Source organism: Streptomyces sp. NPDC048018 (genome assembly GCF_043202995.1).
Lineage (GTDB): Bacteria > Actinomycetota > Actinomycetes > Streptomycetales > Streptomycetaceae > Streptomyces.
The window spans coordinates 832,261-857,737 of record NZ_JBIDBK010000001.1; the positions used below are offsets into that span (position 1 = coordinate 832,261).

Sequence of the window (25,477 nt, forward strand, 5' to 3'; positions counted from 1 at the left end):
CCACCCGATTCTGGAACGTTCGTCACCAGCTGAGGGGAGACAGGTGAAGGTGCCACGACACGCCGCGAACAACTCTGATGTCATCGGGCAGACCACCGGGCTGATCGGCTTCTTGCGAGAGGTCGTCCAAAGCAGCCACCAGCGTCTACGGGACGACCGGCGTTCGCGGGAGCGTTTGTGGCTCGCCAGTCTGCCGGCCGCCGTACGACGCCCCGTTGACCGGCCCGACGGCGTCCTGCTCACCCTCGACCACGTGCCCCAGGCTGCCCCGCCGCCGCTGCCGGAGGTGCTGGACGGCTGGGTGTCCCCTGAACTCTGCCGGGACGCGGACGGTGAGGATCCGCCGCTCGCGAGCGAAGGACCGGGGAAGGAGTTGGTGCGTGCCGAGGACGGTCGCCAATGGCGAGAGGAGGCCGACGACCACAGCGTCCGCCGCGAGGACGCGGCCGAGGTGTTGCGGGCCTACGGACCGTGGTTGGCGCGGTGGCGCCGCTGGGCCGAGCGGGAGCGGGCCGAGCGGGCCCTGCGGGAGCTGTACGAGCAGGTCTACCACTGGCACCAGAAACTGACCCAGCAGGACGACCAGCTCGAACTCGTGCTCGTCACTGGCCTGTTGACCTGGAGCGATCCGCGCGGCGATGCCGTCCATCGTCATATTCTCACCCACCGGGTGGAGACTTCGGTGGACCGCAAAACCGCCCGGCTCACTGTCCGGCTGACGGCCGAAGGGGCGGTACGGCTGGAGGACCAGGCATTCCTCGACACCGACGACGGCTGGGCCCCCGAGCGGTCGGCCGCGCTCGCCGAGGAGATCGCGGCCCAGTCGCTGCACCTTCTCGGCTCGGAAACCTTGGAACACCTGGCCCAGTGGCAGGAACGCGTGCTACAGCGTCCCGTGACGTTCAGCGCCGAGTGGCAGCCTCCCCGCGAGCCGGAGCCGGGGGCACGCCTCACGTACGCCCCGGCGTTGGTGCTGCGCCCCCGGGACCGAAACGCCCTGCTGAATTTCTACGAGCGGATTGCCGACAGCGTGGCCTCGGAGGCGCACGCGCCGCTGGCACTGGCACAGCTGGTGCTGCCCCTGGACGCCGAGGCTCGTGCGAACTGGGACGGGCGAGAGATCCCGCCCCTGTTCGGGGGCGACCCGCTCTTCCCGGGCAAGACCAACGAACGCCAGCGCAGTGTGCTGCGGCGCCTGGAACACGACACCGGCGTGGTCGTGCAGGGTCCGCCAGGCACCGGCAAGACGCACACCATCGCCAACCTTGTCTCGGCATTGCTGGCCCAGGGGCAGAGGGTCCTGGTGACCAGCGCCCGGGACCAAGCCCTGACCGTCCTGCGGGACAAACTTCCTCCTGCCGTACGCGACCTGTGCGTCCTCCTGCTCAGCTCCGCCCGCCAGGACGGGGCGGACGAACTGGAGCGGACGATCAACGCCCTGACCGACCAAGTCGCCGCCAGCGACCCGGAGCAGCTGCAGGACGAGATCCGCCAGCTTGCCGCACAGCGTGAGGAGGTTCGTGAACGGATTGCCACGCTCACCGAGGAGGTGATCTCACTGCGGGAGGCAGAGGTGTATCGGCACCCGGAGATCGCCCCCGGGTACGGCGGTGTCCTCGCCGCCATCGTGCAGCGCGTCCGCGACAATGCCGAGCATCACTCCTGGATCGGCCTGGTCCCGGAGGGCGGACCGACACCCTCCTCCCCTCCGCTGTCACCCGCTCAGGCGGCCGAACTGCTGAGCCTGCTGCGCGAGGGCGCCGCGGAACCCCGGACCGGAGGCACTCTGCCGGATCCCAACACCCTCCCCTCCCCTGAGGACCTGAGTCAGGCTATTGAGGCGGGACGCATCACCGACGACGGCCTGTCCCTCGAAGCGGTCGATATCCGCGACAGTCTCGCGCAACTCGACACCTCCGTCACCGACGAACTGGTCTCACTCGCGAGCGATTGTCGTACGGCCCTGCACCACCTCGGCCTGCCACCGAACTCCAGGCGCTGGGACACCGACAAGTGGACCACGAATGCTCTGACCGCCCGCCTGTCCCGCGAAGACTCCGCCATGTGGCGCCAGGTGTACACCCTCAACGACCAGCTCACCGAGGTGTCACAACAGCTGGAAGCCGTCGTGACGCGGCGTGTGCTCCTGCCCGAGGCACTCACGGGGCAGCAGGCCGACGCGTTCAGTACCGCCGGCGCCGCCCTGCGGGCCCATCTCGCCGGGGGCGGCAGGCTGCGCAAGCGGGGCAGCCTCCTGGCCTCGAAGGCTCAGAAGGACGCCCAGGACCTCCTCGACGTCTGCTCTGTCGACGGTCATTCGCCCGGCACACCGGACGAACTCGATGTCGTCCTCGCACACTTGCGGGCACTCGCCACTGTGGACGCGATCGCGCGCCGGTGGGCGCAGGCAGGTGCCCCCCTCTCCGACGGTCCCCTGGAACTCCGACTGGCGTCCTTGACGGAGGCGTACACGCGCCTGAGGCAGGTCGATGCCTTCGGTGCCGCCCGCGAGCGCATCGACGACGTCCTCGTCCGCCACGGCCTGCACATCGATCTCACCTCACGCATGGCCTGGCAGGACTTCGCCGATGCACTGGCGGCGCTGTCGGATCGGCGGGCCGCGGACGAGGCACTGATCCGACTGGCCACGTGGGAGGAGCAGTTGCGTACACCGTCGGAGGGTTCGCGTCCCGCCCCTGAGGCGCTGGCCGCAGCACATGCCATCCGGGAACAGGACACCGAGCGCTATTCCAAGGAGCTTGACGCGTTGCGGGAGGCTCACCGGCGCGAGCACCGCCGGCGACGGTGCGCTGTACTCCTGGACAGCGTGCGCCGGGCGCACCCGTTGCTCGCGGACCAGCTGACGGAGGATGCCAACGATCCAGCCTGGGAGAAGCGGCTGGACTCCCTGGCTGAGGCATGGGCCTGGGCGACGGCCTCCGCATTCGTGAAGCGCCGGCGTACTCCTGGGCGAGAGCGTCAGTTGGAGGGCGAGCTTGCCGAGTGCGAACGCCGCCTGGAGGCACTGACCGGTGATCTCGCCGCCACCTGGGGGAGGTGGCACTGCCTGAAGCGCATGACACAGGAGCAGCGTTCGGCGCTGCAGGCATACCGCAATCACATGGCTTCGTACGGCAAGGGCAAGGGCCGCAACGCGGGCCGTTTTCGTGCCGCAGCGCACGACGCGATGCGGACGGCGCAGGGAGCGGTGCCTGCATGGGTGATGCCCATCTCTCAGGTGGCGGAGATGGTGGCGCCCAAGCGCGACGCCTTCGACGTCGTCATCGTCGATGAAGCCAGCCAGGCCGGCATGGACGCGCTGTTCCTGCTGTGGCTTGCTCCCCGCGTGATTGTCGTCGGCGACGACAAGCAGTGTGCGCCTCCGGTCAGCGGCATGGGCCGGCTCCAGGCGATCCAGGACCGGCTCCTCTCACATCTGCCCGACATGCCGCCCATGCTGCGCCAGCTCTACACCCCTGCCACCAATCTGTACCAGCTACTGTCCACGTTCTTCCCGAAGGTGATCCGGCTGGAGGAGCACTTCCGCTGCATGCCCGAGATCATCGGCTGGTCCTCCCGGACCTTCTACAACGACAAGTTGCAGCCGCTTCGGCAGTTCGGCGGCGAGCGTCTCGACCCGCTCGTGACGCACTTCGTCGAGGGAGCGGTCACCCAGGGCCGCGACAGCCGTCTACGCAACCCAAAGGAAGCCGAGGCCGTCGCCGACTGCCTGGCCCGGCTGGTCGAAGATCCCGCCTACCAGGACAAGACCATGGGCGTCATCGCCCTGCAAGGCCCGGTGGGGCAGGTCAAGCTCCTGGAACAGCTGATCAATCAGAGGATTCCGGCGCCGGTACGCGAACACCACCAGATTCGGGTGGGCAATCCCGCCTCGTTCCAGGGAGACGAGCGGCACGTCATCCTGCTGTCGATGGTGGCGACCGACCCGCCGCGCATCGCGGGCGGTGCCCGCAGCGAACGACAGGCGTACAACGTCGCCGCTTCCCGGGCTCAGGACCAGATGCGGCTGTTCTACTCGATTCCGCCGGACCGCCTGAAGAAGGAAGACCTCCGGTTCAATCTCCTCGCTTACATGGAGAACCCGCCCGCCGTTCTGGCGAGCGCCGACCAGATCGGCGATGTCTCGGCGGACATCCCGGAGGATCCGTTCGAGTCCCTCTTCGAGCAGCAGGTCTACCTGTGCCTGAAGGCACGCGGCTACCACGTCGTCCCGCAGTTCCCTGCTGGGAACAGGCGCATCGACCTCGTGGTGGTGGGTGCCCGCAGCCGTCTGGCGGTGGAGTGCGACGGCGACCGATTCCACTCCACGCCCGAGCAGATCCGGCGCGACCAGTGGCGCGACCGTGAACTCCAGCGGGTGGGCTGGACGTTCTGGCGTATCCGAGAGAGCGAGTTCCGCTTCGACCCCGACGAGTCACTGACCGGGCTGTGGGTGGAGCTGAACCGGCTGGGCATCCATCCGGCCACTTTCGACTACGCCCGCTCCCCCACACCATCCATCGCGCCCTCCGCTGTGCAGTGGACCCCGCTCGACCTCTCCTCCGACGAGGACCTGACCGTGGACACGGCGGAAGCCGCGGACACCACCGACGCAGCAGATCCCCTCGCTGTTCTGCAACCGGCCGAGGACGAGGAACCCGACAACATCAAGGAAGGCTCGGCATGACCCCGTCCCCTCTCAGCATCCTGGACGCCAACACCCTGGAGGAACTGGCCCGCGTCATCTGCGGCGACGAACACCTCTACTACCGCAAGGGCTACGAGATCGCCCGATTCCTGGAACACGCAGGCTGGCAGCGCGTGCCGGAGTACGACGGCGAGTACCGCAGGGAGTGGGCCCTCGCGCGACTCACCGAGCGCCGCGAGGATCCCACCGAGTTGGAGAGGGTCCTGCTCCGGCTCGCCGACCCACGCGAGTACCTCGACGAGCCCGAACAGCTCCCCGCCGTCATCTCCGCCGTCAACGCCTTCCTCATCCATGAGGGCGTACGCCTGGAGAACCCCGGCGGCCGCCCCCGCCTCGTCGCCTGCGACCCCTCTCTCGCCCATCCGGGCAGCCAGGGCCCAGTCGAACTCAGAGCCACCATGACCGACCTCATCACGGACAAGAACATGGCCGGCCTCCTCCAGCACCGCCTGGATGAGGCCCACACCTGCTACGCCAACGGCGCCCATGTGGCCGCCATCATCATGCTCGGCAGCCTTCTCGAAGGCGTCCTCGTCCATGTCGTCCAAGAGCGCAACGCTTCTCTACTCGGCCCTACATCCCCGGACAGGGTGAGCCTGGATACCCTGATCAAGACCTGTCACGACGCCGACTGGATCGGGGCCGACGTCGAGCGCTTCTGCCACGAGTTGCGCAAGTACCGCAACTTCGTACATCCGCGCGCTGAGATCCGGGAGGCTCACGCCCCGGACCGCGACACCCTGGACATGTGTTGGCCCGTGGTGAACGCGGTCCTGAACGACCTCGCAGACTCCCAGCCCAACGCAATCTGATCATCCGAACCGCACCGTCCCGCGCGCAGCTCGTCAGACGAGTCTGAGCACGGGGCGGCCGTCCGGCACCCCCAGCAGTTTCAGTGCGCGGTCACCACCTCGTTCGGCGCGGCCCACGACCCTTCCGATTTCTCGGCCTTGGAGGGGCCCGCGAGCCACTGGCTCATGCGGCCTCGATCCGGTGTGGGCGCCTGGGCAGCCGACCGCTTGCCCCGTCCAATCCCGATCGCACCCAATCCCTGCCGCTACAGCCCCAGCTAAGGGCCAGGCAGGCACCAGCTGGGTCAAGATCCGGACCGTTCCCGGACCTACCCCCGCCACAGAGCCGCACCAACTGCTATTTCTCCTAGTCAGCATGCATGCAACTCCTGTACCACCAACAGACCAAGAACCTGCTGTTCCCTCAAAACCGGAAATCAGGCCGCTTCCCAGAGGCCGGCGTCCAGGATCCGGGCGGCCTTGGTGATACTGCCCGGCATCAGGTGCCGGTACGTGCGGTACGTCTCCTCGATGGACTTGTGACCCATCCACTCCGCCACGTCAGTGATGGGGATGCCGTTGCCGAGGGCGTTCGAGGCGAAGTAGTGCCGGAAGCCGTACATCCCGACGCCTTCCTCCGGCGGGAGGTCCGCGAAGAGCTTTTTCACCCGACGTCGCTCCGTACCTTCGGTGAAGTAGCCGCCCGGGCCGCGCAGCAGGTAGCCATCCTTCGTGGTGCCGTGCTTCTCCGCATAGCGCTCGATCGCCTCCCGCACCGACCGCGGCAGCGGAACCTCACGGAACTCCCCCGCCTTGCGGTGCTTCAGCTTCGCCGGCCTCAGCGTGTTCGAGTGGATCTGCTCTCGCACCCGGTAGACGTCCTGCGCCACGACGTTGTTGACATTCACCGCCCGCGCCTCACCATTGCGCAGACCGCATCCCGCCATCATGACGATCTCCAGCGCGAGGTCCTCGTCGGCGACCTTCAGCGCTTTCGTTACGTAGGCGAGAGACGGAATGGCAACCTGTTCGCGCACATACTCCGGTTCCTGGACCCCCTTCACCGGGTCGTCCGCCATGGCCCCCTTGGCATACGCATCCCGAAGGATGGTCTTCAGGACGCGGAATATGTTCACCTGGTTTCCCCGGCCGACTCCGTCGTTCTCCATCTCGTCCAGGAAGCGTTCGACCACCATCGGTGTGACCGAGTTCAGCCTCCGCGCTCCCAGACGCGGGACGATATGCACGTTGATCGAGCTGTCGACGTGCTCGCCGGTGGAGTAGTCCGTCATCCTGCGCTGCCGGGGCCGCCACTGCTTCGCGTACTCCTCGACCGTCAGCTGACCCAGTTCACGGCGGGCCGCCGCCACGGACGGCGCCGTGGTCTTCTTTTCCGCATACAGCTGCGTGAGGCGTTCGATCGCATCGTCCTGCGTGTCGTATCCGGACTCCTCGCGCTGCTTGCCGAGCGCGTCGCGGAAACGGATCGAGTACGGGTGAGGGCAGCGGGTGGGCTTGGCGCAGCCGCAGTCCTTGAAGAAGGAACCCATGCCGCGGGCGAGCTGTCGGGCCATGTCGCGAACCATCCGATCCAGCCCAAGAATCATGCTCAGGCGCCTGCTGCGGGTCGAAGGTCAGCAAGTGCGGACATCATGCGGACGCATGCTGACCGTTTGCTGACCTGAGGGGGGCACATGATGCCCCTGACCTGCGGCAACGCCAAATAGTCAGATCTTGGACTTGAACATCGTTCGCATCATCGAGGCACTCCTGGACATAGGCTCCCTGCCTGCGTTTTTGCAGGTCAAGGGCTGTTTCCACACCCTACAACGAGTCGCAGGTCCGGTCAGCATTCCCCAGGTTCTTCAGGGCTCATGCTGACCACTTGCCGATTTTTCTGACGCATCATCAGGTCGGGTCGGCTTGGGCTGCGCGAGCCCGTCCACTCCCCCGCCGGGACGACGATGCCAGCCTACGCAACGCCCCGCAGAGGTTCTGCGTGATCGCTGTCACTGCGGCATCCAGGGACACCAGCCGCCCGCAGGTACGGCTCCTGCCCCGAGCGGTTTCCTGAAGGGCTGCGAGCTCGGTCGCGGCAGGAATGCCAAGGTGCTCTGCAAGAGCCCGAGGTCTTCACATGTCTGGAGCAGCAGAAGGTCCATTCGACACGGGCGTCGTGGAACCCCACCCGGCCGAGTCCACCCCGGGTCAGTGGCATGCCGACAGCCGGCCATGCGACTGGGGACCGTTCGGCCCCAGCGAGACGCCTGCCTGTGAACCAGACTGGTGGTGTCGGATCTGGGAGGTGTACATGAATACCCGGCCGAGCCCCGCCGCGACAGCCGAGTCCCTCTTGCTGGACGCGGCTCTGCCCGAGTTCCGGTTCTCCCGCCTGGAGTGCGCCGTGATCGCCGCCGCGCCCGACGTCGTGTACCGCGCAGCCCGAGATCTGGACATGCTCTCCATCCACTCGCCGCTGTTCGACGCGGTCATGTGGGCCCGTGGAGTCCCGGACCGACTGCGCCGTCGGCCAGTGGTCACACCGCCTTCCATGCGGGTGTCCGACCTGTTCGAAACCGCCGCAGGCAGTGATCAGGGGGACTTGGAGGCCCAGCCCTGGGTTGCCTTGGGGGAACGCTCGGGGCGCGAGATCGTCTTCGGGGCGGTCGGCAAGGTGTGGAAGCCCGTCATCGAGTGGCGCCGGGTCGAACCCGGCGACTTCGCGGGCTTCGAGGAGCCCGGCTGGGCGAAGATGGCCGCCGCCTTCGTCGTCCACCCCTACGGGGAGCGGCGGTCCCTCCTGACCTACGAAGCGCGCACCGCCTGCACCGACCCGGCGTCCACCACACGATTCGGACGCTACTGGACGCTGGTTTCCCCGGGCGTCGGCATCGTGCTGCGCGGGGCGCTGCGGACGATCGAAGCGGCCTCCGAGGCCGGAGAACGAAGCACCTGAGGAGATGAGACGTGATGCGTGCCGTGATCGTCTACGAGAGCCTCTTCGGCAACACCCGCGAGGTCGCCGACGCGATCGGAGAGGGCGTGAAGGAAGCGCACCCGGACGCCGAGGTCGAATGTGTGGCAGTGGTCGACGCGCTGCCGGAGCGCATCGGTCCCACGGACCTGCTGGTCGTCGGCGGTCCGACCCACATGCGGGGCATGACCACGGGGATGAGCCGGAAGATGGGGCTGAAGGCCGAGGCGAAGGAAGCCGAGAAGGTGGAGCGGGCCTTCGCCCCGCAGGAAGGCGCCGAGGGTCCTGGCGTTCGCGACTGGTTCCACGGCACGCTCCCGAAGGCCCACACCGGTACTCATGCCGCCGCGGCCTTCGACACCCGGGCGGACCTGCGCCTGGCCGGCGCCGCCGCCGGCGGCATCGCACGTCGGCTGCGCAGCCATGGTTACGAACTCGTCGCGGAACCGGAGGGATTCATCATCGAGGACACCGAAGGGCCGCTGCGCGAGGGCGAGAGGGATCGCGCAAGGGCGTGGGGCGCGGCCCTCCGAGTCGGTTGACCGACCCACCGGGAACCGCACGGGCCGACCAGCACTCCCAAGGGACCATCCGGCCCTCCTCTCCCCTCGCACGACAAGGCCAGACTGGGAGCGAGCGCCGATCAGGAGGCCCCGATGAGCACTCCCCCCAACCCACGGCTCACAGCGGCTCTCTCCGCCGAGCACCGTGACCGGCTGTTGCAGCGCGCTAACCCGGTGGACTTCCCGGAAGAGACCCGGCTGTTCGAGGAAGGCGGATACGCCGACCGGTTCTGGATCATCCGTACCGGCACGGTCACTCTGGACGTCCGTGTCCCCGGCAAACGGCCGGCCGTGGTCGACAGCGTCTGCGCCGGTGAACTGCTGGGCTGGTCATGGCTGTTCGAGCCGTACCGCTGGCACTTCGGAGCCGAGGCCATGACGCGGGTCCGCGCGGACGAGTTCGACGCGGCGACCGTGCGCATGATGATGGACGCCGATCCGGGCTTCGGCCTCGCCCTGGACCACTTCGCCGGACAGATGCTCGCCCACCGCCTCTTCTCCGCCCGTGTACGGCTGCTGGACCTGTACGCCCCGCACGGGAGCGGTATGTAGGCCCTCTCACCCCCTGGGAGAACGTGATGCCCGCCTCGCGATACACCGTCAGCGACGTCATGACCCACACCGCCGTCGCCATCGGGCGTGACGCTCCGTACAAGGAGATCGTCGCCCTCATGGACCAGTGGAAGGTGAGCGCCCTGCCCGTCCTGGAGGGAGAAGGGCGGGTGATCGGGGTCGTCTCGGAGGCCGATCTGCTGCCCAAGGAAGAGTTCCGCACGGACGAACCCCGCCCGGACGAGTTCGCCGAGGCGTCCAAAGCCGGAGCGGTACGGGCAGGGGAGCTCATGTCCACCCCGGCCGTCACCGTCCACCCGGATGCGACGCTCGCCGAAGCGGCACGGATCATGGCGACACGGAGGGTGAAGCGCTTGCCCGTGGTCAATGGCGTCGGCATGCTGGAGGGCGTGGTCAGTCGGAGCGATCTGCTGAAGGTCTTCCTCCGCACGGACACCGAGATCGAGGAGGACGTCCGCCGCTCGGTGCTCAGCACGACAGCTGCACCGGCGGGACTGGACGTCACGGTGACGGAGGGGGTGGCCGCGGTACGTGGTGGGCTCACCGATCGGTCGCTGGTGCCGCTCCTGGCCCGGGCGGTGCGCGCTGTCGAGGGGGTCGTCGACGTCCGGATGGATCTCGATCCGCCTCCTGAGGCGTTCGATGACGGGCAATCCTCTTGAGGGGCGGACCACGAGCGCGACCGACCACAGGGATCGCCATGGACGATCGTCCGGCAGCCACCGCACCCACGCGGGTCTTCCTCGTGGACGATCACGAAATCGTCCGCCGGGGCCTTCGTGACCTCATCGACGACGAGCCCGACATGGAGGTGGCAGGCGAGGCGTCGACTGCGGAGCAGGCGCTGGCCAGGGGACCCGCACTGCGTCCGGACGTCGCGGTTCTCGATGTCCGGCTGCCCGACGGCGACGGCATCTCCGTGTGCCGGGAGCTCCGCTCACGGATGCCTGAAGTGGCGTGCCTGATGCTGACGTCGTTCGACGACGAGGACGCACTTCTCGACGCGATCATGGCAGGGGCCGCGGGGTACGTCCTCAAGCAGATCAGGGGCTCCGACCTGGTGTCGGCCGTGCGGACCGTGTCCACGGGCCGGTCGATGCTCGACCCGGCCACCACCGCTCGGCTGATGCGCTCGCTGCGCGACCCCGCGGCGGCGAAGCCGCCGGAGGACGAACGGCTCACGGTGCTGTCCGAGAGGGAGCGTTCGGTACTGGAACTCATCGGCGAGGGGCTCACCAACCGGCAGATCGCCAAGCGGCTCCATCTCTCGGAGAAGACGGTCAAGAACCACATCTCCCGGCTGCTGGGCAAGCTCGGCGTGGGGCGCCGCGTCCAGGCTGCCGTCATCGCCGCACAGGTCCACGAGCACGACGCCGAGGAGGCTTAGGACGCACCTACCCGCTCGGCCGGGAGCGAGATCCGCCCCTCTGGGACCGGGGCTGCGACGGACGCACGGTCTCCACCTCGCGCGCGCACTTCTACCGTGGTCGGGATGTGCCGTCTCTTCCTGTCGGCAGGGTGGGGTGGAACGCGGTCCGTAGGACGCGTGCGGCCACGAAGCCGACGGGTGCGCAGACGAGAGCGATGCCGACGCTCGCCAGGTCCAGGGGCTCGGTCTCCAGGACCGAGCCCAGGAAGGGTACGTAGAGCGCCGCCGCGGCAAGCAGGGCGGAGGCGAGGACGGACAGCGGGAGGAACGGGTTCTCCTTGGTCAGAAGTCGCGTGCGCAGCCCCAGAACGACTCCGAGCTGTGCGGCGAGCAGTGCAAGGAAGAGGACGCTCTGCCAGGCGAGGTCCAGTGCCCGGGCGGCAAGTCCCGCGCCGAGGGACGCCGCCGTGACGGCGGCAGCGAGAATGAGCAGCCTCTGCCAGGCGCCACCGCCGAGAATGTGCTGGTCAGGTGGGCGCGGGGGCCGGTGCATCGCTCCCGGGGACGCGGGCTCGGCACCCATCGCGACGCCCGTGAGCCCGTGTGTCAGGAGATTGATCCACAGGATCTGGCCCGCGCGGAGGGGCAGCGGCATTCCCAGGAGCGGGCCGATGAGCATGACGAGGATCTCGGCCGCGCCGCCGGCCATGCCGTAGACGAGGAAGCGGCGGATGTTGTCGTAGACGCGTCGCCCCTCCTCGACGGCCGCCACGACGGTGGAGAGCTCGTCGTCGGTGAGGACGAGGTCCGCGGCCTGCCGCGCCACCTCCGTCCCACGGGCGCCCATGGCGACTCCGATGTCGGCACGGTGCAGGGCCGGGCCGTCGTTTACCCCGTCGCCGGTCATGGCCGTCACCGCTCCTCTGGCGCGCCACGCCTCCACGATGTCCAGTTTCTGCTGGGGGTCCGTGCGTGCGAAGACGCGCACGGAGGTGAGGTCGGCGACCCGTCCGGCTGTCACTTCCGCCCCGGTGACGACGTGTCCCTCCGTCCCCCCGTCGTCGCCCAGGAGTGCGACGTGGGACGCCACCGCGCGAGCCGTCGCCGGATGGTCCCCGGTGATGAGTACCGGGGTGATGCCCGCCGCTCGGCAGGAGGCGAGGGTGGCTGCTGCATGCGGCTTGGGAGGGTCACTGAGCGCGACGAGGCCGAGCAGGGCCAGCCCCGACTCCGCCTCCGTGACCGGGCTCGGGAGGTCCTTCCGCACACCCGACGCGACGGCGAGCACGCGGTATCCGCGGGCGGCCAGGCGCGCGGCCTCGTGCCGGGCCGTGGCGAGCGCGTTCGGAGGATCTCGCACGACGGCCGGGTCGAGGACTGCCTCAGGGGCGCCCTTCAGGCAGACCAGCACCCGGTCCTCGTCACTCTTGTGGAGCGTGGTCATACGCCTGCGGAGACTGTCGAAAGGTGCTTCTCCGATTCGAGGGCGAGTCGCGGACAGTTCGCCCGGCTCCTGGCAGCCCGTCTTGACCGCAGCCGTCAGGAGGGCGGCTTCCATGGGATCACCCAGAGCCGTCCAGCGGCCGTCGGAGGTCGTGGAATCCGGTGGGCGTAGCGTGGCGTCGTTGCAGAGGGTGGTCACCGTCAGCAGCTCCCGCAGCGGCTCGAGCTCGTCGGCCGCCGCCCGCCTCCCGGCGACAAGGACCTCGCCCTCGGGCTCGTAGCCCACGCCCGAGAGCTCGGCGCTCACCTGTGGTGTCCAGACGTGCTGGACGACCATGCGCCCCTCGGTCAAGGTGCCGGTCTTGTCGGTGGCGAGGACGGACACCGAGCCGAGCGTCTCCACTGCGGGCAGCCGCCGCACCAGGGCGTGCCGGGCGACCATGCGCCGGGCTCCGAGTGCGAGGGCCAGGGTGACGACGGCGGGAAGGGATTCGGGGACCGCCGCCACGGCCAGGCTGATGGCGGTGACCGCCATCGTGCCGAGCGGAAGCCCCCGCACCAGGCCGAGGGCGAAGACCAGGACGCACAGGCCGAGCGTCACGGCCGCGAGGACGCGCCCGAGGGAGGCGAGTCGGCGCTGCAGCGGGGTCGGCTCGCGCCGTTCGTCGAGCAGAGCCGCGATGCGGCCGAGGGCGCCGGCGGCCCCTGTCGCCGTGACCACGGCCACGCCCCGGCCACGGACGACGACCGTGCCGGCGCTCAGCATCGCGCCGGCGTCCTTGTCGACGGGCACGGACTCCCCCGTGAGCATGGACTCGTCCACCAGTACGGCGGAGGCCGCGGCGAGCTCGGCATCGGCGGCGACGATGTCGCCCTCGCCGACCAGGAGGACGTCACCCGGGACGACCGACGCCGCCGGGACGTCACGGACCGCGCCGTCGCGCCGCACTCGCGCGTGCGGGGCGGTGAGGGCGGAGAGGGCGGCGACGGCGTTGTCGGCACGGATCTCCTGCGCCACGCCGACGGTCGTGTTCACGAGGACGACCAGCCCGATGACGATCGCGTCGGGATGGTCGCCGATGGCGAGGGTCAGCACGACCGCGCCGAGGAGCACCATGATCAGCGGGTCGGTCAGCTGGGCCAGGACCCGCTTGTGGAGCCGTACGGGCTTCCTCGCGGCCACCTCGTTGGGGCCCGTGTCGGCGAGCCTCCGCGCGGCCTCCGCCTGGGTGAGTCCCGTCGGCTCTCCCACCGAGGCGAGCGCCCGGTCCGCCGACGCGGTCATGGCACGTTCACCCGGCAGGGACGGTGATCACCGGGCAGTGGGCACGGTGCAGCAGCCCGTGGACGACGGAGCCGACGCGCATCCCGCTGTAGCCGCCCCGGCCTCGACGGCCGACGACGACGGCAAGGGCGTGCTCGGCCGCTTCGGCGAGCGTCTCCACGGGGGAGCCGATGGGTACCTCGTGGGTGAGCCGGACGTCGGGGTACTTCTCCGCCCAGCCCGCGGTGGTCTCCGAGAGCAGGCGGCGCTCGGCGTGGAACAGCGTGTCGGCGCTGTGCAGGGAGAAGACGGGTGGCTGCCAGACGGCGATGGCACGCAGCGCGCAGCGCCGGAGATCCGCTTCCTCGAAGGCCCAGGCCAGAGCTGCTCGGGAGGACTCGCTGCCGTCGATGCCGACCACGAGACAGGGCGTGGCCTGCGTGACGTGTTCCGCGTCGCCCACGACGACCACCGGGCATCGCGCCTTCGCGGTGACCGGGACGACCAGGGAGCCGGCGCTCAGGAACTCCTCGGTACGACTGAGATGCCGGGAGCCCAGCACGATCACGCCGGCCTCGTGGGACAGACCGGCCAGAACGCCTGCCGGGAACCCGTCCAGAAGGGAGGATGTGGGCCTGGTGTCCGGCTGACGGGCACGCGCCCAGGCGAGCGCGCTCCGCAGGGCTTCTGTACCGGCCTGCCGCTGCGCCAGGTGACGAGGGGTGTCGTCGACGTGCTGGGTGTCGTGCTGCGGTGGTATCGCGACCACCAGACGCAGCCTTCTTCCTCGCAGGTGAGCCTCGTCCGAAGCCCAGGCAAGGGCCATGCGCCAGTTCTTGACCGGGTCGATGCCGATGACGACGTCTCCGCGATCCGTGGTGCTGGTCATGACGTGCTCCCATGTCCAGGCCCTTGCCGGGGGATGAGCTCCACGGGGCAGTGGGCGTGCTGCAACAGACTGAGCGTCGTCCGCCCGATGGTGGGTCCGAGGTATCCGGGCGCCCGTCGGCCTCCGACGACCACGGGGTCCGCGAGGAAGAGGGCGCTGCCCCGCAGGGCCGCCTCCGCCGCCGCCCACATCACCGCCGTGTGCGCGGACGGCGACCCGCCGACCCCGACGACGACGCTGCCGAGACCGGAACGGGCCGTGGTTCCGTTCATGGCTCCTCCCTCCATGTCCGAGGGGCTTCCTTCCACCCTGGCAGCCGGTCCCGGATGGCCGCAGGGCCGCTGGGGGCAATGGCGGGACCAAAGGGCCCCTTCCCGGCCGGGGCACAGACCCGGCCGGGACGAGCCCGTTCGGTCCCGAGGTTGGACCGTTCGGCCCTCGCCCAAGCCATGCACGCGTCGGAGGGTGGTGACGCGGGACAGCACCGTCCGAACCCTCGAACGAACAGGAGGCGCGGCGATGAAGCACTTGAAAGTCGGCAGCCTGATGACCGCCGATGTGGTCTCCGCCGTCCCTGCGACGCCGTTCAAGGAGGTCGCGAAGCTGCTCGCCGAGCGCGACATCAGCGGGGTCCCCGTCGTGGACGAGGACGATCATGTCCTCGGTGTCGTCTCCGAGAGTGACCTCCTGGCCCGCCACGAACCGGCCACGCGAGACCTCATGACCACCCCGGCCGTCACCGTGCACGCCGAGGAGACCGTGGCGGACGCGGCACGGCTCATGGTGCGCCGCGGGGTCGAGCGTCTTCCCGTGGTCGACGAGGAGGAACGGCTCGTGGGCATCGTGACCCGCCGGGATCTCCTCTGCGTCTACCTCCGCCCGGACTCGGAGATACGGCGCCGTATCCGTGAGGACGTCCTCACGGACGTCCTGGGCCTGGCGGGAGACGCGGTGGACGTGCACGTCCTCGACGGCGTGGTGACGCTGGGAGGCCGCGTCCGGCGTCGGAGCCAGGCCCTGACGCTCGTCGGCCTCGCCGAGCGCGTGGACGGCGTCGTCGCCGTCGTGGACCAGCTTTCCTTCCACGAGGACGACTCCTACCTGACCGCCTCCGCCCGTACCCCACACCACATCTCATGGTGACCTACCGCAGGCAGGACGAACCGTGACTCCCACCGCTCTGACGCGACCACTCGTGACGTCGCTGATCGAAGATGCCGTCACCGCTCCCTCGATGCACAACGCACAGCCCTGGAAGTTCGTCTGCAAGCCGGCCACCGGCCTCATCCACCTGCACGGCGACCCGCTGCGCCGCATGCCGCACGAGGATCCGGACCATCGCGCCCTCCACCTCGGCTGCGGCGCCGCCCTGTTCGGTCTGCGGGTCGCCGCCGCGCACCGGGCCCTGCGTCCTGTGGTCCGGCTGCTGCCCTCTCCCGACGATCCCTGGCACCTCGCCGACATACGCTTCGACGCCACCGACGACGCCGACAGCGACCTGGGCGTGCTCCACGGCGCCTTGTCGCGGCGGCACACGAGCCGCTTCCCCTTCACCGAGGAACGGATCCCCCCGGAGGTCGTCGACGGGCTCCGGGCCGCGGCCTTGCTGGAGGGCTGCCGACTGGTCGTACCAGGGGCGTGGCACACCGACACCGTCATGGAACTCGTCCACGCCTCCGAACTGTTCGAGGCGGCGGACGAGGCCGTACGCGCGGAGATCGCCGCCTGGACACGCACCGGTGCGGCCGGGGAGGGTCCCGGCACCGAGGGCATCCCGGCGTACGCCTTCGGCCCACGGCAGTACGACGTGACCTCACCTGTCAGGGACTTCGGCGCTCCCCGCCGCGTGCCCGGCCGTGCGTCGGCGCTCTTCGAGAAGAAGCCGCAGCTCGCGCTGCTCGGCACAGTCGGGGACACGCCGGAGGAGTGGCTGAAGGCCGGCCAGGCGCTGCAACGCGTCCTTCTGCAGGCCACCCTCGACGGCCTTGCCACCTCCCTCATGTCCCAGCCGCTGGAATGGCCCGAGCTGCGTTCCGGCACCCGCGATCCCGGGTCGGCGATCGGCTTCGTCCACATGGTGATCCGCCTGGGCTACGGCCCCCAGGGGCAGGCCACGCCGCGCCGGCCCGCCGCCGAGGTGCTCACCTTCGGCTGAGGCTCTCCTCACAGCCGGAGCCAGCGCTCCTCTCCGGGGGCGACGGCGCTTCGCCGGCCGCCAGGGAGCAGCACGCCACCGCGGCGCACTGCACCTCCGCTGCACGCAGGCCGTGAGAGCCGGCCGAACGTGGGGAGGCCGTGACGCCCTCCGTACGGAGCAGATCGACGAACGCGTGTTCCTTGCGCGCGTGTCCGGGACCAGGGCTCGGGGCGTGCGGAGTCCGATCTCGGTCGTCCACCGGAGCGCTTCGTGCCGGACGGAGGTGGGAGCGGGGGCTCGCCACGTCCTACGCCCCGCCGAGCGCGACCTTGAGGGCGCCGGTCTCCGCCGCACGACCGAAGACGTCGTACGCCTCCTCCATCTGTCCCAGCTCGAAGCGGTGCGTGATCAGGGACGAGGACGGCAGCCGCCCGGCCGCCATCATGCGCAGCAGCAAGGGCGTGGACGAGGTGTCCACAAGACCGGTGGTGATCGTGACGTCCTTGATCCACAGGTCTTCGAGGTGGAGGGTCGCCGGCTTGCCGTGGACTCCGATGTTGGCGACCCGACCGCCGGGCCGGACCATTCGGGTGCACAGCTCGAACGCCTCCGGAACGCCGACGGCCTCCATGACGACATCGGCGCCCAGGCCCTCGGTCAGATCCGCGACCAGCTGTTCCGGCTCTTCGCCCGCGTTCACGGTGGCGTCCGCGCCGAGGGCACGGGCGGAGGCCAGCCGCGACTCGGCCAGGTCGACGGCGACGATTCGGCCCGGACTGTAGAAGCCCGCGGTGGTGACGGCGGCGAGACCGATGGGGCCGGCGCCGACGACGACCACGGTGTCGGCGGGGCGCACACCTCCGTTCAGGACCCCCACCTCGTAGGACGTGGGAAAGATGTCGGCGAGCAGGACGGCGTCGGAGCCGTCGATCGAGTCCGGCAGCGGGTGCACGGAAAGGTCGGCGAAGGGCACCCGGACGTACTCGGCCTGTGTACCGTCGATCGTGTGGCCGAGGATCCAGCCGCCTCCGCCACGGCACTGCCCGTAACGGCTCTCACGGCAGAACCGGCACCTGCCGCAGGCGGAGATGCACGAGACCAGGACCCGGTCTCCCGGACGCACTGTCCGGACATCCGCCCCGGTCTCGACGACGGTTCCGACCGCCTCGTGTCCGAGGACCCGGCCGGGCGTCACCTCCGGCACATCCCCCTTCAGAATGTGCAGGTCCGTACCGCAGATGGTGACGACGTCGACCCGGACGATGGCGTCGGCGGGGTCCTCGACGGCCGGGTCGGGTACGTCCTGCCAGGCGATACGGCCCGGCTCCTGGAAGACGAGTGCCTTCATGGCGCCCACCCACTTCCTGTCGCACGTCACTGTGGTCCTGCTCGACCAGGCTCTGCGGAGCCCTCCGGCAGCACATGAGCCGATCGGCCCCCGAAAGGGGCCCGCTCGGACCCTCCGGGACCGACCGGTCGGGGTGCGAGGGTGGTGACCGGTCCACTCCGAAGGAGGGCTGACCATGTCCGAGGCGGCCCCGAACCCCACGCCCACCGCTCAGCGTCCGGCACTGCTCAGTTTCCTGGGTGCCGTGGGGACGGTCACCGGAAGCAAGTTCCTGGTCGAGAGCGACCATGCGCGAATCCTCCTCGACTGCGGACTCTTCCAGGGTTTCGCGACCCTGCGACGGCGCAACTGGGAACGGTTCGCCCGCGACGCCGCGGACGTCGACGCCGTGGTCGTCACCCATGCCCATCTGGACCATTGCGGCTATCTGCCGCGCCTCGTCCGGCAGGGCTTCCGGGGGCCGATCCTCACCAGCGCCCACACCGCCCGGCTCGCCGGGATCGTGCTGCGCGACAGCGCCCGGCTCCAGATGGAGGCTGCCCGGCACGCCGATGAGCACGGCTGGTCCAAGCACCGCCCGGCCAAGCCGCTCTACGACGACTCGGATGTCGAGAAGACGCTCGCGTTCTTCGACCAGGTCCCGGTCGGCGAGGACGTCGAGATCATGGACGGCACCTCGCTGACGCTCCACCACTGCGGGCACATCCTGGGATCGGTGTGGGCCCGCCTGACGCTCGAGGACGGCCACACCCTGGCCGTGTCCGGAGACCTGGGGCGGCCCGGACACCCCCTGCTGCTTCCGCCCGAACCGTTCTCCGGCGCCGACGTACTGCTCATGGAGTCCACATACGGCGACCGCCGCCACGACCAGGAGTCCGCCCGGTCGGAGTTCGCCGCCGTGATCGCCCGGACCCTCGCCCGGAGCGGCACCGTCGTCATCCCGGCCTTCGCGATCGACCGCACCGAGGTCGTCCTGCACGAACTCACCCGGCTGCGCGAGACGGGCGTCCTGCCCCGGTCGGTGCCGGTGTACGTGGACAGCCCCATGGCACTGGCCGCGCTCGACGTGTACCGGGACGCGGTGCGCGAGCGGTCCACCGAACTGCGGCCGGAGATCCTCGCCGAGGGCGAGGCCGCGCTGAGCCCCGAACCGTTCCTCGCCGCGCGCACCGTCCAGGAGTCCATCGAGATCAACGAGGTCCACGGCCCGGCCGTCATCGTCTCCTCGGCCGGTATGGCGACCGGCGGCCGCGTCCTGCACCACCTGCACCGGCTGCTCCCGGATCCACGCAACGCGGTCGTCGTGGTCGGCTTCGCCGCCGCGGGCACCCGCGCCCGGGACCTGGTCGACGGCGCCAGGACGCTCAAGATGTTCGGCGAGTACGTGCCCGTACGAGCCGAGGTCGCTGACGTCCCCCACTTCTCCGCCCACGCGGACGCCGGACAGATCATCCACTGGCTGCGCGGCGCCCCTCCCCCGCACACCACGTACCTCGTCCACGGAGAGCCGGCCGCGTCCGAGGCGCTGCGCGACCGCATCGACCACGAGCTGGGATGGACGGCAGTCGTGCCCCGGTCGGGTGAGGCCGTGCTGGTCCGCTGACAGGGGCCTGTCGGCCCCCCGTATGGGCCCTGCCGGCCCTCCCGGACCCCGAACGCGACGCGGGACGCTGTACGTGAAAGGGCTGGAGGCACGGTATGAGCACCATGACCATGCTGCTGAACGAACTCTCGACGGGCAGGCCGTCCGGGAGCTGTGTGCGGAGGACACCACGATCGGCGAGGCCCTGGCCGCCGCCGTGGCCGCCGCGATCGAACGAGGGCTCCTCACGTGAGGAACAGGCGATGACATCCCAGCCGTTCACCGTCGCCGACGTCATGACCAAGAAGGTCGTCGCGGTCCTGCCCGGCGCGGACTTCAAGGAGATCGTCACCGCGATGCAGCGGTGGAAGGTGACCGCCGTCCCCGTAGTCGAGGGCGAGGGTCGCGTGAGGGGCGTGGTCTCGGAGGCGGACCTGCTGCTCAAGGAGGAGTTCCACGACCACCGCCTGGGACTCCTCGAACAGCTGCGCCGCCTCGACGCCACCGCCAAGGCCGGTTCCCGCCGGGCCGAGGACCTGATGACCTCACCCGCCGTCACCGTCACCCCCGAGGCGTCCCTGCCGCAGGCCGCGCGCCTCATGGCCGCGCATGGCGTCAAGCGACTGCCGGTCGTGGACGCGAGCGGCGCGATCCAGGGGATCGTGAGTCGGTCCGACCTCCTCAAGGTATTCCTCCGGTCGGACGAGGATCTCGCCACCGAGGTACGCCACGAGGTCATCGAGCACCTGTTCCCGCTCTCCCGCCGCCAGGTCGACGTCCGTGTCGACGCCGGTGTCGTGACGCTGTCCGGCGAGGTCCGCGACGGCGCGCTCGTCCCGCTCGCTGCCCGCCTGGCGCGGGCCGTCGAAGGCGTGGTGGACGTACGGTGCGAACTCACCGCCCAGGAAGGCGCGTAGCCGTGCCCCGCCGATCCGGTGCGGGCCACGGGTCCGCCGTACAGGCTCGAACCGTGTCCCAGGTGACCGCCACCGACCTGTACGAGGTCACGATGGCCCTCTCGTACCTGCGGGAGGGCATGCAGGGATCGGCCACGTTCAGCCTCTTCGTCCGTGACCTCCCGCCGGGCCGCGGGTTTCTCGTCGCCGCCGGGCTCGAACCTGCCCTCGACTACCTCTCCGGCTTCCGTGTGGGCCGATCCGACGTGCAGGAGTTCGCCGAGGCACTGCGACGGCCGATCGATGACGCCGAACCGCTGCGCGGTCTGTCCTTCGGCGGCCGCGTCCGCGCCGTGCCCGAAGGCCGGCTCGTCTTCGCGGGTGAGCCGCTCCTGGAGGTCACCGCGCCGCTGCCGCAGGCGCAGCTCGTCGAGACGTACCTGCTCTCCCTCCTCTGCCATCAGACGACCGTCGCGTCCAAGGCGGCGCGATGCGTGCTCGCCGCCGCCGGGCGGCCCCTGGTCGACTTCTCCCTGCGTCGCACGCACGGGCCCGGGGCAGGCATGCAAGCGGCACGTCTCTGCGCGCTCGTCGGCTTCGCCGGCACCAGCAACGTCGCCGCCGCCAATCGGTACGGTATCCCCGCCGCCGGCACGATGGCCCACTCGTACATCGAGACCTTCGCGTCGGAGGAGGCGGCGTTCCGGGCGTTCGCCCACGCCCATCCCGGCCCGGTGACCTTCCTGGTCGACACCTTCGACACCGACCGCGGTGTCGCGACGGCGGCACGCGTGTTCAAGGACCTCGGGCTGGGCTCGGGGTGCGGGATCCGCCTCGACAGCGGAGACCTGGGCGCAGTGGCCCGCCGGGCTCGTGCGGCCCTCGACGGGGCGGGTCTGGGGGACGTGCGGATCATCGCGAGTGGCGGTCTGGACGAGTACGGCGTCGACCGGCTCGTCCGTGAGGGAGCGCCGATCGATGCCTTCGCCGTGGGGACGAAGGTCGGCACGGCCGCCGACGCCCCGTATCTGGATGCGGCGTACAAACTGGTCGAATACGACGGGCACCCGGTGATGAAGCTGTCGTCGGCGAAGGTGACGGCGCCGGGGCAGAAGCAGGTCTTCCGTGGTCCCGGCCTTCGGGACGTCATCGGCCTGGCCGACGAGAAGCCGCCCGCGGGCACGGAGGCCCTGCTCCGGACCGTGATGCGCGACGGGCTGCGTACCGAGCCACCGGACACCCTGACCGCTGCCCACGCCCGCTTCGAAGCGGATCTCGCCGCGCTGCCGAATGAGGCGCGGCGCATCGATCGCCCGGTGGCGCCGGAGCCCATGGCGTCACAGCGGCTGACGACACTGACGACCGTCGTTCGGCAGCGCATCGCGTCGCGGACGGGCGCCTGACGGTAGGCGTGACCCGGCCGCCCGCAGCCTCCCACCGTCCGCCACCGGGCTGAGAGCCGTGGCCTTCACCGACCGGATCCGCGGGACCTGTTCGTCCTGATCGTGGGTCTGAACCGCTGGGTGCTGCGCGTCGCCGCCCACGCGAGCCTCATGACGGACGACGCCTATCCGCCCTTCCGCCTCGACCAGGGCGGGACCGAGACGGCCGAGCGCGCCGCGCATGCCGGCTGACGGCGCCGCTTGGCACGCCGCAGCTCGTCCGTGCCCCACACCAGGACCGGGAAAATCGCGATGAGCAGGACGACGTCCAGGGGAAGGGCGGCCGTGCCGAAGAGGTGCTGGAGCGGGGGCGCGTAGACGAGGGCGGCTGTGAAGGCGAGCTCGAAGGCGATACCGGCGAGCAGCAGGCGGTTCGAGAACACCCCGATGTCGCGCAGGGCGGCGTGATCGGTGCGTGCCGCGAGGGCTGTCCCGACCTGGCAGGTGACGATGCCTGCGAAGGTGGCCGTGGTGGCCGTCACGTAGGCGTGGTGCAAGGGGCTGCCCGTGCCCGTGGGATCGCCCGGCTGCCAGCCCGCGCGCCACAGCACGTAGAAGTAGCCCGCCATGACGAGGGCCGCCGACACCAGGCCCAGGTAGCCCCAGCTCCTGACCAGCATGTCACGGGAGATCACGCCCTGGTGCCGTGGCCGGGGCGGTCGCTGCATGATGCCGGGCTCGGAGCGTTCCCTGCCCAGGGCGAGAGCGGGCAGGGTCTCGGTGCCGAGGTCGATGGCAAGGATCTGCAGCACGGTGAGGGGCAGCGGTACCGCGCCGGCGGAGAGCGCGAAGACGAGGAAGGGCACGATCTCCGGGGTTGCGTGGGCGAAGATGTAGACGATGAACTTGCGTACGTTGTCGTAGACGCGTCGGCCGGATTCGACGGCTGTCACGAGGGTGGCGAAGTCGTCGTCGGTGAGCACCATGGTGGCGGCCTCGCGGGCCACATCGGTGCCGGAACGGCCCATCGCCACTCCGATGTGCGCGCGGTGCAGCGCCGGGGCGTCGTTGACCCCGTCACCGGTCATGGCCACGATCCGGCCATGGGCCCGCAGGGTGTCGGCCACCTTGAGCTTCGTCTCGGGCGAGGAGCGGGCGAAGACGATCTCGGCGTCGCCGTGTACGAGGAGCTGGTCGAGCTCGTCGTCGCCCAGCGACTCGGAGGCCGCGACCACGTGCAGACGGGGCTCCCCGATGCCCACTTCCCGGGCGACCGCCGCGGCGGTGTCTCCGCTGTCCCCCGTGACGATGTGCACGCGTACTCCGGCCTCGTGGCAGCGGCGCACGGCCTCCGCCACCTCGGGGCGCGGCGGATCGTACAGGCCGACGAGGCCGAGCAGCGTCAGTCCCGACTCGGCATCCTGACGGCGTGACGGCGGCTCCGAGCCCGGCGGCAGGTCGCGTACGGCGACGGCCAGGACCCGCATGCCGCTCTGGGCCAGTTCCTCGGCCGCCGAGCGGGCGGCGTCCGTGCCGGAGCCGGGACGGACACGATCCAGGACCGCCTCGGGCGCTCCCTTGGTGACGATCCGCAGACGACCCGTCGCCTCGTCGTCCTGCACGACGGACATCAGCCGCAGCCGCGGATCGAAGCGGAACAGTCTGCGCCGTCCCGCGTCGCGCCGGGCAAGCTCCACCGGGGCCCCGTGGTCGACGGCGCCGGCGACGAGGGCGGCCTCGGTCGGATCCCCGTGCAGCTCACCCTCCTGCTCGCGGGTCACGGTGGTGCAGAGGGCGCTCGCCCGTACCAGCTCCTGTGCCCAGGGTCCGGGTTCCGCTCCGTGACCGGCGGCCCAGAGGGCTCGCAGACGCATGCGGTTGCGGGTCAGCGTGCCGGTCTTGTCCGTGCAGATGACGCTCGTGGAACCGAGCGTCTCCACGGCGCTGAGCCGCTTCACCAAGGCACCCTCGCGCGCCAGCGCGCGGACGCCGACGGCGAGGGCCAGCGTGATGGTCGGAAGCAGTCCCTCGGGGACGTTGGCGACGAGGAGCCCGATCGCGAACGTGAGGGAGTCGGTCACCGGTAGTCCGACAGCCACCCCGACGACCAGGAACAAGGCCCCCATGCCGGTCGCGACCCCGGCGATGAGCCAGGCGACCTTCTTGACCTGTCGTTCCAACGGGCTCGCCTCGCGCCGGGTCCGCTGGCTGAGGGCGGCGATCCGGCCGAGTTCGGTGTGGTTTCCGGTGGCGAACACGATGGCCCGAGCCTGTCCTTCGACACATGTCGTCCCGCTGAAGACGAGGTTCGGCTCCTCGAGCAACGGGGCACCGAGGAGCCCGGCGGCAGCCATGCGTTCGGCGGGGACGGACTCCCCTGTGAGCATCGACAGGTCGACCTCCACGCCCCCTTCGGTGAGGCGTGCGTCGGCCGGTACCTTGTCGCCCTCTTCCAGGAGGATCACGTCGCCGGGCACCAGGTCGCGGGCCTCCACCGTGAGGGGCCGGCCGTCGCGTACGGCAAGGGCGTGCTCGGGCAGATATCGCGCGAGGGTCTCCACCGCGCGCTCGGCCTGTCGTTCCTGAAGCAGCGCGAAGGCCGCGTTGACGGCGACGACCGCCAGGATCGCCCAGCCGAGCACCCCGAGATCCGCGACGAAGGCCAGCGCGGCGGCCGCCCAGAGCAACAGGGCGAGGGGGTGGACCAGCTGCCCGACCAGCTCCCGCGCGAAGGAGGAGCGGGCCTTGCGCCGTACCTCGTTGGGCCCGTGAACGGCGAGCCGGCGCGCGGCCTCCCGAGCGGACAGCCCGTCGGGCCCGGTGGCGAGTTCCCGGCGCAACCTGGCGAGAGGCTCGCTGGGGTCGAGGGGAGGTGCCTCGCTGGGTGTGGGAGCCCTCCCCATGGCCGCGCGGTCAGTCATCGTCCGACCCCGGAGCGCTCCCCCGGCGGAGCCGCCCGGACCACACGGGTTCGACCTGTTCCCATTCATGTTCCCAGGCCGTGAGCCGACGGGCTTCGGTCCACCGTCGTACGAGGAGGAGAGCCCCGGCCCCGATCGCTCCGACGGCGGCCGCGGCGGCGGTTCCGCCCGAGAGTGAGGTCAGCGCGCGGTCGGCGGCGCTGTTCGGGGGGCGGGCGGGGGTGCCGTCGTCGTCCACCCAGATCGTGACGGTGCGACCCTCGGGCGTCCGGGGAGGAACCTGGATCGTGCCCGTCCGCCGGACGTTGTCGGGCTGTTCCCAGACCGCTGGTGCGACGGACTTGGGCGTCGCACCAGCGCGGGCGACCGTAGGGGGCTCCTTGGCCGGTCCGGTGGTGGTCGCCTGCACCTGGCGGTGTTGGGCGGCGAGTTCACGGTCGGTCTTCCCTGCGGCGTTCCAGAGCATCCCGGCGGTCACCGCGCCGCAGATCAGGGAGATCAGCAGGACGAAGGCCAAGGCGGAGCGCCGTACGGTTCTCCTGGGCGGGATGATCCCGCTCTCCGACGGCTCGTGGTGAAGCATGCCGCACCTCCCGAAGGGAGCGGACCTCGCCGGCCCGTCACCCACCCGTTTCAG

Annotated in this window: 19 protein-coding genes; 12 read left to right on the top strand and 7 right to left on the bottom strand. The window is 70.3% G+C overall.

Features of this window, described 5'->3' with window-relative positions:
• The first annotated feature begins 43 nt into the window (after positions 1–43).
• Positions 44–4,687 carry an AAA domain-containing protein gene (locus tag ACGF1Z_RS03805; RefSeq protein WP_392999532.1) on the top strand — a complete coding sequence of 1,548 codons (4,644 nt, stop codon included), beginning with the start codon at positions 44–46 and terminating at the stop codon, positions 4,685–4,687.
• The gene (locus tag ACGF1Z_RS03810) at positions 4,684–5,520 is read left to right on the top strand and encodes a hypothetical protein (protein ID WP_392999534.1); all 837 of its coding nucleotides are present in this window, start codon (positions 4,684–4,686) and stop codon (positions 5,518–5,520) included. Before ACGF1Z_RS03805 ends, ACGF1Z_RS03810 begins: the two co-directional genes overlap by 4 nt.
• A 416-nt stretch (positions 5,521–5,936) precedes the next feature.
• Here the strand turns inward: ACGF1Z_RS03810 and ACGF1Z_RS03815 are convergent, their stop codons facing one another.
• Positions 5,937–7,073 carry a tyrosine-type recombinase/integrase gene (locus ACGF1Z_RS03815; RefSeq protein ID WP_392999536.1) on the bottom strand — a complete coding sequence of 379 codons (1,137 nt, stop codon included), beginning with the start codon at positions 7,071–7,073 and terminating at the stop codon, positions 5,937–5,939.
• A gap of 737 nt (positions 7,074–7,810) precedes the next feature.
• On the opposite strand from ACGF1Z_RS03815, the gene ACGF1Z_RS03820 reads away from it, so the two are divergent.
• From ACGF1Z_RS03820 to ACGF1Z_RS03840, 5 genes are all read left to right on the top strand, one after another.
• Positions 7,811–8,455 (top strand): hypothetical protein, encoded by a 645-nt coding sequence (locus ACGF1Z_RS03820; RefSeq protein ID WP_392999538.1) that lies wholly within the window; start codon positions 7,811–7,813, stop codon positions 8,453–8,455.
• A 14-nt stretch (positions 8,456–8,469) separates the two neighbouring features.
• On the top strand, positions 8,470–9,015 hold the full coding sequence (locus ACGF1Z_RS03825) for a flavodoxin family protein (protein ID WP_393000302.1): 546 nt from the start codon (positions 8,470–8,472) through the stop codon (positions 9,013–9,015).
• 114 nt (positions 9,016–9,129) lie between these two features.
• Positions 9,130–9,588, top strand: coding sequence for a Crp/Fnr family transcriptional regulator (locus ACGF1Z_RS03830; protein ID WP_392999540.1), 459 nt, complete (start codon positions 9,130–9,132; stop codon positions 9,586–9,588).
• 26 nt (positions 9,589–9,614) lie between these two features.
• Positions 9,615–10,271, top strand: a complete 657-nt coding sequence (locus ACGF1Z_RS03835; RefSeq protein WP_392999542.1) for a CBS domain-containing protein — start codon at positions 9,615–9,617, stop codon at positions 10,269–10,271.
• A gap of 38 nt (positions 10,272–10,309) precedes the next feature.
• Positions 10,310–10,996, top strand: a complete 687-nt coding sequence (locus ACGF1Z_RS03840) for a response regulator (RefSeq protein WP_392999544.1) — start codon at positions 10,310–10,312, stop codon at positions 10,994–10,996.
• A gap of 91 nt (positions 10,997–11,087) precedes the next feature.
• Here ACGF1Z_RS03840 and ACGF1Z_RS03845 read toward each other — a convergent pair whose 3' ends face one another.
• Genes ACGF1Z_RS03845 through ACGF1Z_RS03855 form a run of 3 tightly spaced genes read right to left on the bottom strand, consistent with a single transcriptional unit; the run spans position 11,088 to position 14,846 of the window.
• Positions 11,088–13,706: a cation-translocating P-type ATPase gene (locus ACGF1Z_RS03845; RefSeq protein ID WP_392999546.1), complete on the bottom strand. Its 2,619-nt coding sequence runs from the start codon at positions 13,704–13,706 to the stop codon at positions 11,088–11,090.
• A 7-nt stretch (positions 13,707–13,713) separates the two neighbouring features.
• On the bottom strand, positions 13,714–14,574 hold the full coding sequence (locus ACGF1Z_RS03850; RefSeq protein WP_392999548.1) for a universal stress protein: 861 nt from the start codon (positions 14,572–14,574) through the stop codon (positions 13,714–13,716).
• Positions 14,571–14,846 (bottom strand): hypothetical protein, encoded by a 276-nt coding sequence (locus ACGF1Z_RS03855; protein ID WP_392999550.1) that lies wholly within the window; start codon positions 14,844–14,846, stop codon positions 14,571–14,573. Before ACGF1Z_RS03855 ends, ACGF1Z_RS03850 begins: the two co-directional genes overlap by 4 nt.
• 247 nt (positions 14,847–15,093) lie before the next feature.
• Here ACGF1Z_RS03855 and ACGF1Z_RS03860 point away from each other — a divergent pair, with 247 nt between their 5' ends.
• Both ACGF1Z_RS03860 and ACGF1Z_RS03865 read left to right on the top strand, forming a co-directional pair.
• Complete coding sequence (locus tag ACGF1Z_RS03860; RefSeq protein WP_392999552.1) at positions 15,094–15,717, top strand: CBS domain-containing protein; 624 nt, start codon at positions 15,094–15,096, stop codon at positions 15,715–15,717.
• 22 nt (positions 15,718–15,739) lie between these two features.
• Positions 15,740–16,729, top strand: coding sequence for an Acg family FMN-binding oxidoreductase (locus tag ACGF1Z_RS03865; protein WP_392999554.1), 990 nt, complete (start codon positions 15,740–15,742; stop codon positions 16,727–16,729).
• A gap of 289 nt (positions 16,730–17,018) precedes the next feature.
• On the opposite strand, the gene ACGF1Z_RS03870 is transcribed toward ACGF1Z_RS03865, so the two are convergent.
• A complete protein-coding gene (locus tag ACGF1Z_RS03870; RefSeq protein WP_392999556.1) occupies positions 17,019–18,059 on the bottom strand; it encodes a zinc-dependent alcohol dehydrogenase family protein in 1,041 nt (346 codons plus the stop codon).
• A gap of 175 nt (positions 18,060–18,234) precedes the next feature.
• Here ACGF1Z_RS03870 and ACGF1Z_RS03875 point away from each other — a divergent pair, with 175 nt between their 5' ends.
• From ACGF1Z_RS03875 to ACGF1Z_RS03885, 3 genes are all read left to right on the top strand, one after another.
• The gene (locus ACGF1Z_RS03875) at positions 18,235–19,662 is read left to right on the top strand and encodes an MBL fold metallo-hydrolase RNA specificity domain-containing protein (protein WP_392999558.1); all 1,428 of its coding nucleotides are present in this window, start codon (positions 18,235–18,237) and stop codon (positions 19,660–19,662) included.
• A gap of 242 nt (positions 19,663–19,904) precedes the next feature.
• Positions 19,905–20,558, top strand: a complete 654-nt coding sequence (locus ACGF1Z_RS03880) for a CBS domain-containing protein (protein WP_392999560.1) — start codon at positions 19,905–19,907, stop codon at positions 20,556–20,558.
• Between the two features lie 53 nt (positions 20,559–20,611).
• Complete coding sequence (locus tag ACGF1Z_RS03885; protein ID WP_392999562.1) at positions 20,612–21,940, top strand: nicotinate phosphoribosyltransferase; 1,329 nt, start codon at positions 20,612–20,614, stop codon at positions 21,938–21,940.
• A gap of 164 nt (positions 21,941–22,104) precedes the next feature.
• Here ACGF1Z_RS03885 and ACGF1Z_RS03890 read toward each other — a convergent pair whose 3' ends face one another.
• Both ACGF1Z_RS03890 and ACGF1Z_RS03895 read right to left on the bottom strand, forming a co-directional pair.
• Positions 22,105–24,840 carry a cation-translocating P-type ATPase gene (locus ACGF1Z_RS03890; RefSeq protein ID WP_392999564.1) on the bottom strand — a complete coding sequence of 912 codons (2,736 nt, stop codon included), beginning with the start codon at positions 24,838–24,840 and terminating at the stop codon, positions 22,105–22,107.
• On the bottom strand, positions 24,833–25,423 hold the full coding sequence (locus tag ACGF1Z_RS03895; protein ID WP_392999566.1) for a hypothetical protein: 591 nt from the start codon (positions 25,421–25,423) through the stop codon (positions 24,833–24,835). Before ACGF1Z_RS03895 ends, ACGF1Z_RS03890 begins: the two co-directional genes overlap by 8 nt.
• Positions 25,424–25,477: the final 54 nt, after the last annotated feature.